The organism is Chloroflexota bacterium (genome assembly GCA_013152435.1).
Classification (GTDB): Bacteria; Chloroflexota; Anaerolineae; order DUEN01; family DUEN01; genus DUEN01.
Genome location: JAADGJ010000047.1, coordinates 1 through 16,022, shown reverse-complemented (window position 1 = coordinate 16,022; position 16,022 = coordinate 1). Strand labels below are relative to the sequence as shown.

Genomic DNA, 16,022 nt, shown 5'->3' with positions numbered 1-16,022 from the left:
CTGGCATGATCGTTATTGACCATACCCGAGCTGGATCAGCTCGGCGTCGACGTCTTGTGCCGCCGCATCCAGGGCATCTTCCGGCGTCATCTCACCCGAGATCGCCTTCAGCACGTACGGTAGGATGACCTCCCGAATCTGGGCGTGGAAGGGGAAGGGTGGCGCACCGGCGAACAGGTATCCCTTCTCCTTCATCAGCGTGAAGTAACCATCCACCTTGGGATCCAGTTCCTTGACCTTTGGATCGTCAAAGGTGGACTTGCGAACGATGCGGGCCGCCGCGGCCGCGAAGTCGCCCTGGAAGTCCTTGCGGCTCACCCACTGGAGGAAGAGCCAGGCGGCCTCTTTGTTCTTGGACGAGTGCGGGATGCCCAGGGCTCCGCCGTCGTAGTAGCCGATGTAGCCCTTGCCCGCCTCCGCCTCCTCCATCACGCCGGGGGCCGTCGGCGGCAGGGCGACGCCAACGTTGCCGACCACCTTGGAGCGGGTCTCGTCCGTGGCGATCCAGGCGGCGTTCTCGCCGTAGACCCAGCCCTGGGCGGCTCTTCCGGCCGCAAAGGTCGCCGCGACCTCATCCCAGGTGCTGCTGGTGGCCTCCGGCGGGGCGTACTTCAGCATGCCGACCCAGAATCCCAGCGCCGCCTTGGCCTTGTCGCTGTCCAGCGAGCCGCCGTTGGCGGTGGTCGCCTTCCAGGTCTCCATGTTGATGCCCCAGTTGTACACGCCCCATGAGGGCCAGATCGTCTCAGCCATCTCGTAGAAGGCTGCCGGATGCGATCCAGCCTGCACCGTGGTGCCCCACAGCTCCAGGCCCTTCTCCTGGCCCCATTCGGTGAAGAACTCCGCGATCTGGGCGTACTCGTCGAAGTTCGTCGCCGGACGCAGGTCCCAGCCGTACTTCTCCTTGAAGGCCGCCTGAACCTCAGGATCTCCGAACAGGTCCTTCCGGTACAGGTAGACCTTCAGGAACGCCTCGAACGGGAGCCCGTAGATGTGGCCCTGATCATCCTTGAAGTAGTCGATGAAGGAGGTGAAGTCGTCCAGATCCAGGTCCGCGTAGACGAGCTCGGGGTGTTCGTCCATGAAATTGGTGAGATCGACCAGGAAGTCGCGGGCCAGATATGCGTAGATGATGTCCTGCTCGATGTAGACGAAGTCGTAGATGCCCGTGCCGGACTCCATGTCCTTGATCTCTTTGTCATACATCTGGTCCCAGGATGTGACCTCAAATTCGACCTTGATGCCGGTCTCCTTCTCAAAGGCTGGGGCCAGTACTTGCTGCATGTACTTGGAGGGGGGTGTGCTCTCGGAGATGCCCTTGATCGTCACGCCCTTGTAGGGCTCGGCCGCCTTGGCCCACCAGGACATCTCCTCCGCCGGGGCTTTCTCTTCGGCTGGGGCCGCAGGTGCGGGAGCTGCGGGTGGCGCGCACGCGATCAACAACATGGACACGACGACGATCAGGCTGAAGAGGGTACTGACACGCTTGGTAGTCATGGTTGACCTCCTGAGAAGTGATGTTTGGAAGGGTCGGAAAACGTTCGTGTGCAGCGCCAGTAAGCTGGGCAGCCTTAGTGGTTGACCCGGACATCACCTCCTTTCATGAAGGTCTTACGGGTATTCTTCTGGTTGGCGGTCTCAGCATTGCTTGGCAGTGGACTTCGTCACATGCCACTTGGGAGGAGTTGAGAGGGGAAAGAGCATCTCTCAATTCTATAGAATATTATAGTCCGGCATTTTCCACCTGTCAACCATATTTTTAACATAAATTCTTTCTGGTTATTTTGATCCATGAAGGTCAATCTGTTCACAGAGGATTTGGAAATCCGGAGGGGATAATCGAAGGACAGCGATTTCGAGCGGCGCCGGGATGTCTGGGAGGTTTCAGGTAAGACTCAGGCGGCGAGGGCAGGGAGAGGGGGGCTTTGGAGGGGATCGCCCTGTTGGGCGCTGCGGTGGATGGTCTATGGGGCGCGTGAGACCACAACGGGGTCAGGGCGTGGCGCTGGGGTACCACGGCTCCGCGGCCGCCCAATCCTGCCAGAACATCGTCGCCAGGAGGCGGTACGCTTCGTTCGATTGGACCTGCAGGGCCAGCTCCCGGTTGGCCTTGGCCGATCCCTCGGAGCCGTTGATGCTGCCCACATGGACCCATCCCCGGCCGTTCGCCTCGACCAGTACCATCTTGTTGTGTATGCCCAGATAGGTCGGGTTGCCCCGACGCGCTTTCAGGTCCAATCCCTCTCGCTGGGCGATCTCGTTCAGGTAGGCGATGGTGGCCAGGTTGCTCCGCGGATTGCGTGGGTCGTCGAAGAAGCTGTCCAGGAGGATCCGCACGCGGGCACCCCGTCTCGCCGCGGCCAGATACGCCTCCAGGCGAGGGTTGGGGTCCACCTCCGGGTTGCTGTCGCTGGGGCCCCAGTGGTGATGCTCGTAAAGTTGTTCCACCAGCACCGTATCGCCGGGGCCCGCGCGGGCGATCATGGGCAGCAGCCCCGCGTCGGGCCTCAGGCTGGTCTCCGGGGATTGCACGATCTCGAAGGCGAAGGTGCCGGTGATGGTGAGCGGCGTGGGGAACCGGACGGGATAGAGGGTCGCATCCTCGATAGGGGACGGCTTGTAGCCCGGTGGGGGGGCCCCGTAGACCGGGTCGGCCGCGTCCCAGGCGAAGATGTCCCGGTGGTGCTCCGGGTCCAGATCGGCCGCCAGAAGCGCCCGAGCACGTGCGACCACCCTGGGGGCGTCGGTGAGCAGCGCGACGCCACGCCGCCCCAATGTGCCGTTGCTCTTGTCGTCGTCCGGCATGGAATCCCGCGTGGGGTTCTCCGAGCTGATCAGCGCGATCCGATCGTCGAAGATCATGAGCTTGGCGTGCTGATAGCGATAGCGATCATGGGCGTCCTGGCGATCGTTGACCATGTAGTATACGTGGCCGCCGGCCTCCACGATGCGCTGCGTGATCCAGCGCTGGGTATCGCCGATACCGCCTGTTGGGGTCCCTTCCAGCAGGATGCGGACGTCCACCCCCTTTTGAGCGCGCTCGGCCAGCGCCAGCCCAATGGGTACGCTCTCCAGGACGTATCCCTCAAAGGCGATGCTCTCCCGGGCGGCCTGGATGTGCGCCAGCGTCGTCTCGAAGAGGTTGTCCGGGGCGATGGTCACCGTCAGGTAGGCCGTGTCTGTCACCACGTAGGCGGGCCAAAACGTCTCCAGATCCCAGCCGGGGTAGCGCACGCGTCGCCCGGTTAGAGGATCCTGCAGATCGACGGCCCAATCCTCGGGGCGATCGGTGTCCGGCACCGGCTGTCCGTGCGCGTCCAGCTTGCGGTACAGGATCTGGCCCTCGGCCCCGAATCCCCCGGCCGTGTACGGCTCCAGCGGGGAGCCCTCCCAGCCGGGCCCCGGGCTCGCGTCCTCATAGACCACCGCGTCCACCAGCGTGCCGTCGGGGGAGCGCAACGTCACCCGTGTGCCCTTGTTGGAAAGGCGCAGCACGCCCCCCTGGGTGTTGGGCACGGCGGGATCGGTGTCATCCCCCCATTCACAGTCGGGCGCGTGGCCGAACTCGGCGGCGAAGGCGGTTGCCTCGCGGGTGCACCACAGGAATTGGCCAGGGGCCAGCCAGAGGGCAGGGAGCACGGCCGTACGGGTCCCGTCCTCCAGCCGCCACCGCTCCAGCGAGACGGACTGCTTCCCCACGTTCCAGAGTTGGATCGCCTCGTCTCTCTCCCCGGACCCGTAAGCATCGTAATAGATGGCGCTGATGCGGATCTCCTGTCCGACGAAGGGGAGTTCGGAGAGCATGGAGGGGAGGAACACCTGCGGAGGGGAGGTGCCTTCGGGGAGGGTGTCCGCCAGGGCGATGGGAAGGGCGATCCCGAGCAGCCAGATCGCACATGCGATTCCCACGGCCACGGTTCGGATGGTCGCCTTGGTTGCGTTCATGGTTTCGGCTCCTCGCGCCCTTCGGGGTTCCCTCCGAGTATACCACATCCGGCGTCGAGTGGGTGGGGCGGCGGCGGCCTGTTCGGCGCGGGTGCGGCGCCGGATTGACGGATCGGCGGGGGTGTCCTATCCTACGTGGCATGTTGATCGGGGGAGGTTTGCGTGTGATGCGTTCGTCTCGGGATGGTGCTTGGGATCGGCTGACGGAGGAGGTGATCACCTGCCGGGCGTGTCCCCGATTGGTGGCATGGCGGGAGGAGGTCGCCCGGACGAAGCGACGCGCCTACCAGGGTTGGGAGTATTGGGGGCGTCCGGTGCCGGGATTCGGCGACCGGGAGGCCCGTTTGCTGATCGTGGGGCTGGCCCCGGGCGCCCACGGCGCCAACCGGACCGGGCGCATGTTCACCGGCGATGATTCGGGCGCCTGGCTCATGCGGGCGTTGCATCGGTTCGGGTTCGCGAATCAGCCGACCACGGAGCATCGCGACGACGGCCTGCGCCTGCATGACGCGTACATCACGGCAGTGGTGCGATGCGTGCCGCCGAAGAATCGGCCCACCGCCCAGGAGATCGCCAACTGCCGTCCGTTCCTGCAGCGGGAGATTGAGCTTCTGACGCGGGTGCGGGTGACAGTGGCTTTGGGGCGCATCGCCTTCGACGGCTATCTGGCCGCGTTGCGTGGCATGGGGCATGATCTCCCGCGGTATCGCTTTGGCCATGGGGCGCTTTATCATCTGCCCGGCGGCCTGCCGTGTCTTCTCGCCTCGTATCACCCCAGCCGCCAGAACACCCAGACCGGGCGCCTGACCGAGGCCATGTTGGATGCGATCTTCGAGCGGGCGCGTGCGCTGGTGGAGGGGGACTCCCGGTGAGGGGCTCGGGGGCGATGTCGGCTGATCGCCCCTTCCTTGCAGACCCGATTCCCATGTGCCAGGCGTCTGCAGTCGCTCGCTTGGGATCTGGCCTTAATCGATGAGGAGGATCTCTTGCAGGTCCGGCCGGCCGTATTCGGCACCTCCCGTCTTGACGTGGAGGTTGGGCAGGATCGAGACCTCCCCCGGGCTGTGCGTATGCCCGCACAACACGGTCAGGCGATTCTCTGGGTGTCGCGTCATGACGTCCAGCAGGACGTCGCCGACTGCCTGGCAGGAGAAATGCGGGAGCGACTCGTCATCGGAGATCTGTCCTTTGTGCCGGCTGGCCTCTCGGAACGGCGGCACGTGGGTCAGCAGCAAGATATCCCGGAATCGGCTGCAGGCTTCGGGCAGCCAGCGGCGAAAGTGCGCCGCCGCCTCATCGCCCAGGGTGGCGAGCCGTTCGAAGCGTTCCTCCCGGGAGAGTCCCATCAGCTCCTGGATATAGTAGTAGTCGTTCAGCTCGACCAGCGAGCGCCGCCCGTTTCCGAGGCGTCCGTCTGCCCACGAACCGTGCCCCAACAGGCCGGTTGTGTCGGAGATCCGTACAACCCCCTGTGCGGGGAGCCATCGCAGCCATCGTGAGGCTTGGGAGAGTTCCTGTACGGCCGCTCGGACCTGACGGATCGAGCCTCTGTAGAAGTCGTGGTTGCCGAGGACGAAGTAGATAGGACGTCGCAGGCTCTTCTCCAGCATGTACAGGAACGGGATCACATCGCGGGCGGTGCCCGTGTCGCCGCCGATGAGGACGATATCCGGCTCGGAGGCGGCCAGGCGATCGAGAAAGGCGGCCATACCCGCCTCGAGGAATTCCAGATGGATATCAGTCAGCCAGGCGACACGCTTGTGAGAGCTGGAGGCCATCAAATCTCCTCTCGGGATTGTACGCGGGTCGTTGCTCGGCCGAAGGGCGAGCGGACTCAGTTCCATCCTACCATATCCGCCGCGTATGCGCACAGGCCGGGCGTCGGGACGACTTGACCGGATGGAAGCTGTGCATTTCGGTGAGCGACGTCATAGAGGTTCGAGCATCACTGAGTCTTTGGGGCGGCGCGAGCGCTGCCGTTGATGCTGGATGGGGGGCTGGCCCGGTGCTTTTGACTTCCGGTGCGCTGGGCCGTATAATGTTTCATGAACTCTAGGACGATCCTGGTGCGGAGTTTGCCTGCCTAACTGCGATGAGCCCGGTCCAGGCTCTGTCTGGCTCCGTGGGGTTGGGGCCGTCTCAACGGAATATCTGCGACGTAACCGTCGGAAGCCGTTTCTTCGTGATCAGTGGGCCAGGTTCGTTCCTGGCCCATTTTTTGCGTCGGGGGCTTGGGGGCTTCTTCGGGCTCTTCGCACATCTGCCCCGTCTTCTTGGGCGGATACATCCTCGTCTTCGGCTTTCGCGATCATGAACCTACCACAGGAGGCGAATGGTGGCTGTTCCTGGTGTGATGATAGGCGGTGCATTGGGGGAGTGCGTACATGTAGCTGGGATCGCTCATGTGCTTCATCTGGCGGAGGAGCTGGGATGGCGCACGGTCTTCCTGGGGCCGGCCGTCTCCATTGAGGATTTCCTGGCGGCCATCCGGGAACACGATCCCGAGTTGGTGGCTGTGAGCTATCGGCTCATGCCGGAGACCGCCGAGCCGCTGCTGCGCCAGTTCCAGGCGGCTGTGATCGAGGCTGGGCTGGCGGATCGCCGCTTCGCCTTCGGGGGGACGCCCCCTGTGGTGGAGTTGGCCCGCAAACTGGCGTTGTTCGAGATCTGCTTCAGTGGGGAGGAGCCCATTGAGGAGGTCATCGCGTACCTGAAGGGGGAGCGGGTGGCCCAGGAGGGCGAGGAGGCCTATCCGCAGACGCTGGTGGAGCGCATTCGATGGAAGGCCCCGTATCCCATCATCCGCCACCATTTCGGCCTGCCCACGGTGGAGGATACCGTGGCGGGCATCGAGAAGATCGCCGAATCCCGGGTGTTGGATGTGATCTCCCTGGGGACGGACCAGGACGCCCAGGAGAACTTTTTCCACCCGGAGCGCCAGGACCCGCGCCGCAAGGGGGCCGGCGGGGTGCCCGTTCGCAGCGCCGAGGACTTCCGTCGATTGTACGCCGCCAGCCGGCGGGGGAACTATCCGCTCATGCGGACGTATACCGGCACCGATGATTTCATTCGGCTGGCCGAGATGTACGTGGAGACGATTCACATCGCCTGGGCGGCGATCCCCTTGTTCTGGTTCAATCAGCTGGACGGCCGTGGCCCGTGGGACCTGGAGGGATCGCTGCGGGAGCATCAGAAGTTGATGTGCTGGTACGCCCAGCGGGATATCCCGGTGGAGGTGAACGAGCCGCACCATTGGGGAATGCGGGAGGCACCCGACGTCATCTACGTGGTCGCCAGCTACCTGTCCGCGTACAATGCCCGCGCCATGGGCGTGCGGGATTACATCGCGCAGTACATGTTCAACAGCCCGGCGGGCGTCTCCGATCGCATGGATCTGGCCAAGATCCTGGCGTGCATTGAGATGTCCGAGTCGCTGGCCGGGCCGGAGTTTCGCGTGTACCGGCAGACGCGTACGGGCCTGTTGAGCTATCCGGTGGAGCCGGCGGCGGCTCGTGGACACCTGGCCGCCTCCGTGTATCTTCAGATGGCCGTGCATCCCCATATCGTGCACGTGGTGGGGGCCACGGAGGCCGATCATGCCACCACCGCGGAGGAGCTCATCGAAAGCGTGCGCATCGCCCGGCGGGCCATTGAGAACGCGCTGCGGGGCGCGCCGGATATGACGGCCGACCCGGCCGTGCAGGATCGCAAGGACCACCTGATCTCGGAGGCGTGGGTGACGCTGGATGCGATTCGTTCCCTGGCCGGGCCGGGCGTCTCGGATCCTCTGGCCGATCCCGGCACGCTGGCCCGGGCGATCACGACGGGCATCCTGGACGCCCCCCATCTGCGCAACAGCCCGATCGCTCGTGGGCAGATCGTCACCCGTATCATCAATGGCTGCTGTGAGGCCATCGACCCGGAGACCCGCCGGCCCCTTTCGGAGGCGGAGCGTATCACTCGGCTGGAGCTTGGGGACGTGTAGGCGTGTATCCTGTCGGCCATGAGGGCCGGCGAGGCTATTGTGCGTGAGAGAGGAAGCCATGACTCAAGAAGTGACTCGCTTTACGATCGTGGGCGCTGGACATGGCGGCAAGGCGATGGCCGCTCACCTGGCACTGAAGGGGTTCCCCGTCACCCTCTATAATCGAACGCCCGGTCACATTGAGGCGATCCGGCTGCGTCGAGGGCTCGATTTGGAGAGCTTCGACGGCGGGCCCCACGGGTTCGCCCGGCTGGAGCGTGTGACTTCGGACATCCAAGAGGCGCTGGATGGCGCCGAGGTGATCATGGTGGTGGTGCCATCCTCGGCCCACCGGGATGTGGCCATGTCGATGGCGCCCTATCTGCAGGACGATCAGATCGTGGTTCTCAATCCCGGGCGAACCGGCGGCACCCTGGAGTTCGTCAAGGTGTTGCGGGACGAGGGGTGTACGGCCCGGGTGACCGTGGCGGAGACGGAGACCTTCATCTACGCCAGCCGCTCCGTTGGCCCGGCGCAGGTGCGGATCTTCCGCATCAAGGAGGCCGTGCCTCTGGCTGCCCTGCCCGCCTTTCGCACGGGGGCGGTGTTGGAGGCTCTCACGGATGCGTATCCCCAATTTATCGATGGCAAGGACGTGTTGCACACCAGCCTGAACAATATGGGGGCCATCTTTCACCCGGCCCTGACGATCCTGAACGCGGGGCGCATCGAGTCCACCCGTGGGGAGTTTCAGTTCTACATCGACGGGGTGACGCCCTCCGTGGCACGCGTGCTGGAGGTGTTGGATCGGGAGCGCATCACGGTGGCGGCCGCGTTGGGCATTGAGGTGCGGTCGGCGATCGAGTGGCTGCGGATGGCGTATGACGCCCGTGGATCGAATCTGAACGAGGCCATTCATGCCAATCCCGGCTACTATGGCATCAAGGCCCCGCGCACGTTGGAGCATCGATACATCTTCGAGGACGTGCCCATGAGCCTGGTGCCCATCGCCTCCCTGGGGGCCCGGTATGGCGTCTCCGTGCGGGGGATGGAGGCCATCATCCAGCTGGCGTGCATCATCCATGGCACGGACTACTGGCGCCGCGGCCGCACGTTGGACAAGCTGGGCATCGAGAATCTGAGCGTGACGGAGCTGCGGCATTACGTCCTGGAGGGGGAGCTGCCTCATCGTTGACCTCGATGGGGCGTTGTGACTCCCCTGCTTTTGGTTTCCTGCGGGATCACATTCCCCACGAGGGAAGATGTGGTGGGGACCTCCCCTCCACGGAAACCCCGCTTTTCCGGCCTGGACCTGCCTTTCTCGGCCCTTGCCGCAGGGATCTGGGCCGAGGCCGGGCGGGTCGAGGGCGGGAGAAAGGCTTTTTTCCGGAGGGACTTCGCCCTTTCAGGCCTCTCCATCGCAGAAGCAGCGGCATTTCTCAGACACGCTCATAGGGATGACTACCGTGGGGCTATTGACCATCGTGGAGAGATGAGGCATGTTTAGAGCGTATGAAAGCATATCAAACGCCTCGCTCTCCACAGACCGACCCTTCGCGGACCGACGATCGCGCGGGGCTCAGCCGCTATATCCGGCGGCTGGGAGTCCCGCCCCACCGGGCGCGATCCTTGTTTTTCGTCCTGGGCACAACAGCTCTTTACGCGGTGCTGTTTGTCCCCGTTTTTCGCGCCTTGGGGCCGCAGACGGTCATCCTCTCCTTGGTCCCCGTGCTGTCCGCCGGCAGCTTTTTCGGCATGCGGGCCGGAGCCCTCGTGGGCTTCTCGATCTTCTTCCTGAATTTTCTTCTCGTCGCCCTGGTCGCCCAGGGCGTGCGGGAGGAGTATCTCCTCTTTCAGAGCGGGGTCCTGTTTGGCTCCCTGTCCATCGCGTTGGTGGGAACGCTCATCGGGCGGTTTCACGATCTGCATGAACGGGTGAAGCGGGAGTTGGCGGAGCGCCAACGGATCGAGGGGGCGCTGTGGGAGTCCGAGGAGAAGAGCCGCTTGTTGATGGAGAACGCGAGCGAGGCCGTCGTGGTGGCCCAGGACGGTATGTTGAAGTTCGTCAACCCCGAGGCGACCCGTCTCTCCGGGTATTCTCAGGAGGAGCTTGTCTCGCGTCCTTTCATCTCGTTCGTCTACCCGGAGGATCGAGAGGCGGTGGCCCGGTATCAGCGCAAGCTGCTTCAGGGCGTCCGGCTCTCCCGGATCCCCCCGTTCCGGATCGTCCATCGGGACGGGAGCGTGCGGTGGGTGGAGACCAACGTGATGCGGATCCTGTGGGAGGATCGGCCGGCGATCTTGCACCTTCTGAGGGATGTCACCCAGCGACAGCGCGTCTGGCAGATGCTGAAGGAGAGCGAGGCGCGCTTCCGCATGATCACCGAGGAGTCGTTGGCGGGCGTGTACATCTTCCAGGATGGCAAGTTCCGCTACGTCAACCCCGCGCTGGCCCGGACGTTCGGCTACACGCCCGAGGAATTGATCGACAAGATGGGGCCGTTGGATCTCACCTTCCCGGAGGATCACGAGCGGGTGCAGCAGTATGTCGCGAAGCGCCTTACGGGCGAGGTGGAATTCGCTCATTACGTGTTCCGGGGCAGGCGTAAGGACGGCTCTTGCGTGTATTGCGAGGTGTTGGGGCGGCGCGTGGACTACCGGGGGCGCCCTGCCATCGTCGGGACCCTCCTGGATGTGACCGAGCGTAAACAGGCGGAGGAGCAGCTTCAGAGGACCAATGCCCAGCTCCGTGCGGCCTTGAAGGCCCGGGATGAGATGATCGGCAACGTCTCTCATGAGCTGCGCACCCCGCTGACGCTGATCAAGGGATATGTGGAGCTGCTGAAGGAGGGATTGCTGGGACCGTTGACCGCCGCGCAGGTGGAGGCGGTGACCACCCTGGATGTGCAGAGCGAGCGGTTGCGCTATATGGTGGACCGGCTCCTGATGCTGCAGACGCTGGATGTGACCGCGGTGCAGGCGACGGAGTTGCGGTTGGAGCCGTTGTTGCATAAGGCGATACGGGCCTGGGAGACGCGCTCGGAGGAAAGCGGCGTCCAGTTTCTCATCGATGTGCCTCCCGATCTGCCCCCTCTGGTGGCGGATTCTCACCTGCTTTACCAGGTGCTGTGCAATCTGATCGATAACGCCGTCAAGTTCAGCCCCGGCGGTGGCCAGGTGCGCATACGGGTCTGGGTAGAGCAGGAAGCTGTTCTGATGGCCATATCCGACCAGGGCGTGGGGATCCCGCCGGACAAGCTGGAGCAGATCTTTGAGTGCTTCTATCAGGTGGATGGGGGATCAACTCGACGCTTCGGGGGCATGGGAATCGGCCTGGCGTTGTGCCGCAGGATTGTGGAGCTGCATGGAGGTCGCATCTGGGCTGAGAGCGAGGGTGAGGGAAGAGGGAGCACGTTCTACGTGATGCTGCCATTGAGGCCTCCGAGGGAAGTGGAGCATCCCCTCTCGACGGGAAGCGACGAGCAGGCTGAGCGGGGGGATCAGGAGGCTCCCCAGGGGAGAGACACGCATGGCAGGGCGGACGCGGCCGAACATCATCGTGATTCTCACGGATCAACAGAGCGCTACCATGATGAGCTGCGCGGGCAATCCGTATATACGCACGCCCGCCATGGACAGTCTGGCGGCCTCGGGGATCCGCTTTGAACGGGCCTATTGCACGAATCCAGTTTGTGTGCCCTCCCGTTTCAGCCTGATGACCGGACGCATGCCGAGCGAGATCGGGCTGCGGAGCAACGATACCGCTCATCTGGGGGACATACCGGATCATATCAAACGGGGAGGGCTGGGCTGGCTGTTTCGCCGGGCGGGCTACGAGGCCGCCTATGGTGGTAAGGTTCACCTGCCTAATTTGAGCGTCCAGGAGCTCGGATTCGACTACCTCACGCCCGATGAGCGCGATGGCCTGGCGGAAACCTGTGCGGAGTACATCCGCCGGGAGCATGAGAAGCCCTTTCTCCTGTTCGCCTCCTTCATCAATCCTCACGATATCTGCTACATGGCGATCCGGGATTTCCCGGCGACGGAGGCGGAGGCGCGCCTGGTGAAGAGCGGCCGGGTGGAGCTGGAAACGCTGGATAAGGCGCTTCGGATCCCGGATGGCGTCAGCAGGGAGGAGTTCTTCGATCGGTATTGTCCTCCGCTCCCTCCCAATCACGAGCCGCAGCAGGACGAGCCGGAGGCGATCCGGATGTTGCTGGCGCAGAGGCCGTTCCGCCAGCTCGCTCGCGAGCGGTATACGGCCGAGCGGTGGCGGATGCATCGTTGGGCTTATGGCCGGCTGACCGAGATGGTCGACGCGCAGATCTCCCGGATCTGCGAGGCCGTGCGCGAGGCCGGACGGGAGGGGGAGACGGTGATCATCTTCACCAGCGACCACGGGGACATGGACGCGGCGCACCGCATGGAACACAAGACCGCCTTCTACGAGGAGGCCTGTCGGGTCCCGCTGATCGTCAGCTGGCCGGGCGTGACGCCGGCGGGCGCAGTGGATGATGCGCATCTGATCTCCAATGGCCTGGATCTGTTCCCGACGTTGTGTGATTACGCGGGGATCGCGCCGCCGGAGGACTTACAGGGGATGAGCTTCCGCCCTCTGGCCGAGGGCAGGACGCCTCGATCCTGGCGGACGTATCTCCCGGTGGAGAGCGAGATCGGCCGCATGGTGATCACCGGCCGTTACAAGTACATGCTCTATGATCATGGTGAGAACCGGGAGCAACTGATCGATCTCCGCCGGGATCCAGGCGAGATGCGAAACGCCGCCCGGGATCCGGGTTATCGGGACGTGCTCGATGAGCACAGGGCGCTGTTTGCGCGGGTGTTTGGCGGCGGGTAAGGGGGGCGGCAGGCTGTCCGTGGTGGCGTGGAGGCGTTTATCAACGGGGCTGTGTACCCCATTTCCACCCTTTTGGATACACTACGATCAACGATTTGAACTTGTCAAAGCGAGGGGGCTCGGGTATAATGGGCCTGTATCATAGAGACATCGGGGCGTAGCGCAGTCCGGGAGCGCACACGGATCGGGCCCGTGAGGTCGGAGGTTCAAATCCTCTCGCCCCGACCAGATTATCGTTCGGCTTTACTGGAAACCCCACGGATGGTGCGAATCGACTATCCGTGGGGTTTCCAATTGTCCTGAAGTCCTCTTCCCGACCCCTCGGCATATCCCACCGACATGTTGGAGACCTCACGGATGAAATGTTAAGAAACGTGCGCGACAGGCGTTGCCCTCAGCTTCACTCCGCACCCCCTGACGATGGGCGTGTTTCTGCTCGCCTTGCAGTATGTGGCCCAAACAGATATGATGTGACCACAAAGGGCGGTTGCATCCGATAGGTGGTGGAGGATACAGACGATGGGCGAAACGGCGGTGAGCATTCGGGAGTTGAAGGCGCGCTTGAGTCGATATATGCGGCAGGTGAAGGCCGGTGGTACCGTGGTGATCACAGAGCGCGGCAAGCCCATCGCTCGAAGCGTTCCCATGCGGCCCTCGAGGGAGGAGCGCGTGCAGGATCTGGTCCAGGCCGGCCTGGTCTCCTGGAGCGGGCGGAAGTTGGGCCCACTGGCTTCAGTAGCTGAGACGAAGGGTGACCGTACTATCGCCGAGATGCTTCTGGAAGATCGGGAATGATTCTCTATCTCGATGCCAGCGCTCTGGTGAAGCGCTATGTGGCTGAGCCGGGTTCGCCGGAGGTAAGCGAGGTTATATCCACAATTGCAGTGGCGGGGACTGCTCTCATCACCCGGGCCGAGGGCGGGGCCGCCCTGGCCAAAGGTGTGCGCCTCGGGGCGTTGAGCCGAGAAGAGGCAATGGCCGCATTGCATACCTTTTGGGGCGAGTGGTCGGACCTCGTGCGCATTCAGATCACGGAGGCGGTGGCCGCCCGTGCGGAGATGCTGGCCTGGGAACACTCGCTGCGGGGATATAATGCTATCCATCTGGCAGCGGCGTCGGGCAGGATGCGATGAGCGATCCTGTCATCATGGCCACGTTCGATCGGCACTTGTGGATGGCTGCGAGGCGGATTGGTCTGATTCCATTCCCAGAGGATCTATCGGATTTCCTGAAATAGGCTTCTGATCCGACATAAATCGGTTGGGTCGATGCAGGTGTTACCCGAGGAGAGAAAGATGTCCAGGACCCGTCCACTGTGTCCAACAGAGTTCCGCCGGTGGGTCCTGGAATTGGTCTGGGAGTGTGTCTGAAAAGTACGAGTAGGAACCACTAAGGCACTAAGACCCTAAATAGAGAAAGCGGAAATGCACTATGGAGAGCCTACGGATGTAAGAAGAGTCCTCAATATACTCCCTTTGATACTCCTCTTGGTGTCTTAGTGGCTTCGTGGTATGTTTCTCAGACACGCACTGAAGACCGTGTTTGGGTTCATCGAGGATTCGTACAATCTGCATCGGTGCCATTCGTCTATCCACTCCATGTCGCCTATCCAATTCGAAAGAGCTCATGCTCTTCCCCATCAACGTCCCAAGCCTGAAAGTGTCCACCCAGACAGGGTGACTTCAAACAGGGGGTAGGGCAATGGAAAATACCCGGGTCATCTGTCGTGGACTCCTCGATCAATTTGACCGGTCACTCGGTATGCTCCGGGAAGTGATCGGAAATATTCCTCCGGAGAAATGGTTAACAGGCTTCTCGGAAACGTTCGTGCCGGCTGTGATTGCATACCACACCCTGGAGTCGTTAGACTTCTATTTCAGCGGCAAGACCGACGAGGAGTTTGAGTGGGGCCATCGATTCCGAGGCCCCTGGTGGGAGACGGGGCCTGAAGATTGGCCAACGAAAGAGGAATGTGCTGCCTATTTGGAGGAAGTGGCGGGGAAGGTGAGCGCATTCTTTGAGAGCGCAACCGATGACGATCTGGTGAAAGGATTTGACTTGTATGAGTGGTCGGGCGGGACGGTTCTCTCCCATCTCATCTACGCTCTCAGGCATACGATGCATCACCAGGGGCAATTGGTGGCTTTGCAGTCTCATTTCGGGATAAGGAAGGAGACCTGGCGTTGATCGAGGAAGCGGTGACGGTGGGGGCGTCGCGCTGAAAACCGCATTGGCTCGCGCTGCCAACTCCTCCTGGGAGCGTTCCGGGGGGTGGTGGGATGGCGCCTTGAGACCTGATGGCCGATGAACCCAGTCCTGTTGGGCGATAGTATAGAGGAGAGATCAATGAATACGAGCACCAAGAGGCTTTTCTTCTGGGCTCCGAGGATTCTGGGCATCCTTTTCGCACTGTTCTCGAGCTTATTTGCCCTGGATGTCCTCAGTGAGGGGTATGGCTTCTGGGAAACGATTCTCGCCCTGCTGATCCATCTCGTCCCGACATACATCGTTGTGATCGCGTTGATCGTCGCGTGGCGGTGGGAGTGGGTCGGGGCGATCCTGTTCAGCGCTTTGGCGGTGTTCTACGTGGCCTGGACTTGGGGGCGCTTTCCTTGGGTCGCCTACTTGGCGATTTCCGGCCCCTTGGCCTTGGTCGGCGTTCTCTTTCTGGTCAATTGGGCGTACAGGACAGAGCTACGGGCACAATAGCAGACAGCCTAATCATGCCTGGTGCGGACTCGCTGTTAGACGCCCCACGGTTGAACCCCATACGGACCGGTTTGTCGACGTTGACATCCGTGGCGGGAAGAATTTTAAGGTTCCCCGTGGATCTTTTCTGATACAATAGGGATACGGATATCATCTCGGGGAGATGAGATCAAAAATGCTGGGAAGGTTGTAAGGGATCATAAAGATGGATTCGAATTTGGGCTCATCATCTTTTTGATGCCAGGAAGCCTTCTCTTGAGCCGTATCGCTCCGGACTGGAAACGGTCACTGAAGCCCCTCTTACTGGGGCATAGTTGCTGTCGCAAATATCTTGAACATCTCCACCGACTCCCTCTTAGACCCCACCGATGACCTCAAATCGCCCCCACGAGAGGGCGTGGGACGTGCCCGTTGTCGGACTTGTCACCTCTCTGCGAGCGCCTGATCTGGTCGCTGGAGGTCGGACAGCCTGATCTGTGCGCCGCCTAACCGCTTCTGACAGACATTTCACTTGCTGCCGTTCACTCACGCTTGCCGCCTCGTTGA

At 62.6% G+C, this 16,022-nt stretch carries 12 protein-coding genes and 1 tRNA gene; 10 read left to right on the top strand and 3 right to left on the bottom strand.

The features are described 5' to 3' along the window. Positions 1 to 12: 12 nt before the first annotated feature. On the bottom strand, positions 13 to 1,446 hold the full coding sequence (locus tag GXP39_05925; GenBank protein NOZ27577.1) for an extracellular solute-binding protein: 1,434 nt from the start codon (positions 1,444 to 1,446) through the stop codon (positions 13 to 15). 546 nt (positions 1,447 to 1,992) lie between these two features. After that, a complete protein-coding gene (locus tag GXP39_05920; GenBank protein NOZ27576.1) occupies positions 1,993 to 3,945 on the bottom strand; it encodes a hypothetical protein in 1,953 nt (650 codons plus the stop codon). A gap of 167 nt (positions 3,946 to 4,112) precedes the next feature. On the opposite strand from GXP39_05920, the gene GXP39_05915 reads away from it, so the two are divergent. After that, complete coding sequence (locus tag GXP39_05915) at positions 4,113 to 4,817, top strand: uracil-DNA glycosylase (protein NOZ27575.1); 705 nt, start codon at positions 4,113 to 4,115, stop codon at positions 4,815 to 4,817. Between the two features lie 93 nt (positions 4,818 to 4,910). Here the strand turns inward: GXP39_05915 and GXP39_05910 are convergent, their stop codons facing one another. Beyond that, positions 4,911 to 5,723, bottom strand: a complete 813-nt coding sequence (locus GXP39_05910) for a metallophosphoesterase (GenBank protein ID NOZ27574.1) — start codon at positions 5,721 to 5,723, stop codon at positions 4,911 to 4,913. A gap of 554 nt (positions 5,724 to 6,277) precedes the next feature. Between GXP39_05910 and GXP39_05905 the strand changes: the two genes are divergently transcribed. The 9 genes from GXP39_05905 (at position 6,278) to GXP39_05865 (ending at position 15,476) form a co-directional block, all read left to right on the top strand. Further along, positions 6,278 to 7,930, top strand: coding sequence for a cobalamin B12-binding domain-containing protein (locus GXP39_05905; protein ID NOZ27573.1), 1,653 nt, complete (start codon positions 6,278 to 6,280; stop codon positions 7,928 to 7,930). Positions 7,931 to 7,988: 58 nt separating this feature from the next. After that, positions 7,989 to 9,104: an NAD(P)-binding domain-containing protein gene (locus GXP39_05900; GenBank protein NOZ27572.1), complete on the top strand. Its 1,116-nt coding sequence runs from the start codon at positions 7,989 to 7,991 to the stop codon at positions 9,102 to 9,104. A gap of 317 nt (positions 9,105 to 9,421) precedes the next feature. Then, positions 9,422 to 11,575, top strand: a complete 2,154-nt coding sequence (locus GXP39_05895; protein ID NOZ27571.1) for a PAS domain S-box protein — start codon at positions 9,422 to 9,424, stop codon at positions 11,573 to 11,575. Continuing rightward, positions 11,439 to 12,767, top strand: a complete 1,329-nt coding sequence (locus tag GXP39_05890; GenBank protein NOZ27570.1) for a sulfatase-like hydrolase/transferase — start codon at positions 11,439 to 11,441, stop codon at positions 12,765 to 12,767. The genes GXP39_05895 and GXP39_05890 overlap by 137 nt, the downstream gene beginning before the upstream one ends. A 151-nt stretch (positions 12,768 to 12,918) precedes the next feature. Further along, positions 12,919 to 12,995: transfer RNA gene (locus GXP39_05885), tRNA-Pro, on the top strand. Positions 12,996 to 13,286: 291 nt separating this feature from the next. Then, positions 13,287 to 13,562 carry a type II toxin-antitoxin system prevent-host-death family antitoxin gene (locus tag GXP39_05880; protein NOZ27569.1) on the top strand — a complete coding sequence of 92 codons (276 nt, stop codon included), beginning with the start codon at positions 13,287 to 13,289 and terminating at the stop codon, positions 13,560 to 13,562. Next, a complete protein-coding gene (locus GXP39_05875) occupies positions 13,559 to 13,900 on the top strand; it encodes a type II toxin-antitoxin system VapC family toxin (protein NOZ27568.1) in 342 nt (113 codons plus the stop codon). Before GXP39_05880 ends, GXP39_05875 begins: the two co-directional genes overlap by 4 nt. Before the next feature lie 568 nt (positions 13,901 to 14,468). Then, positions 14,469 to 14,954: a DinB family protein gene (locus GXP39_05870; protein ID NOZ27567.1), complete on the top strand. Its 486-nt coding sequence runs from the start codon at positions 14,469 to 14,471 to the stop codon at positions 14,952 to 14,954. Positions 14,955 to 15,113: 159 nt separating this feature from the next. After that, entirely contained in the window at positions 15,114 to 15,476 is a 363-nt protein-coding gene (locus tag GXP39_05865; GenBank protein ID NOZ27566.1) for a hypothetical protein, read from the top strand. Positions 15,477 to 16,022: the final 546 nt, after the last annotated feature.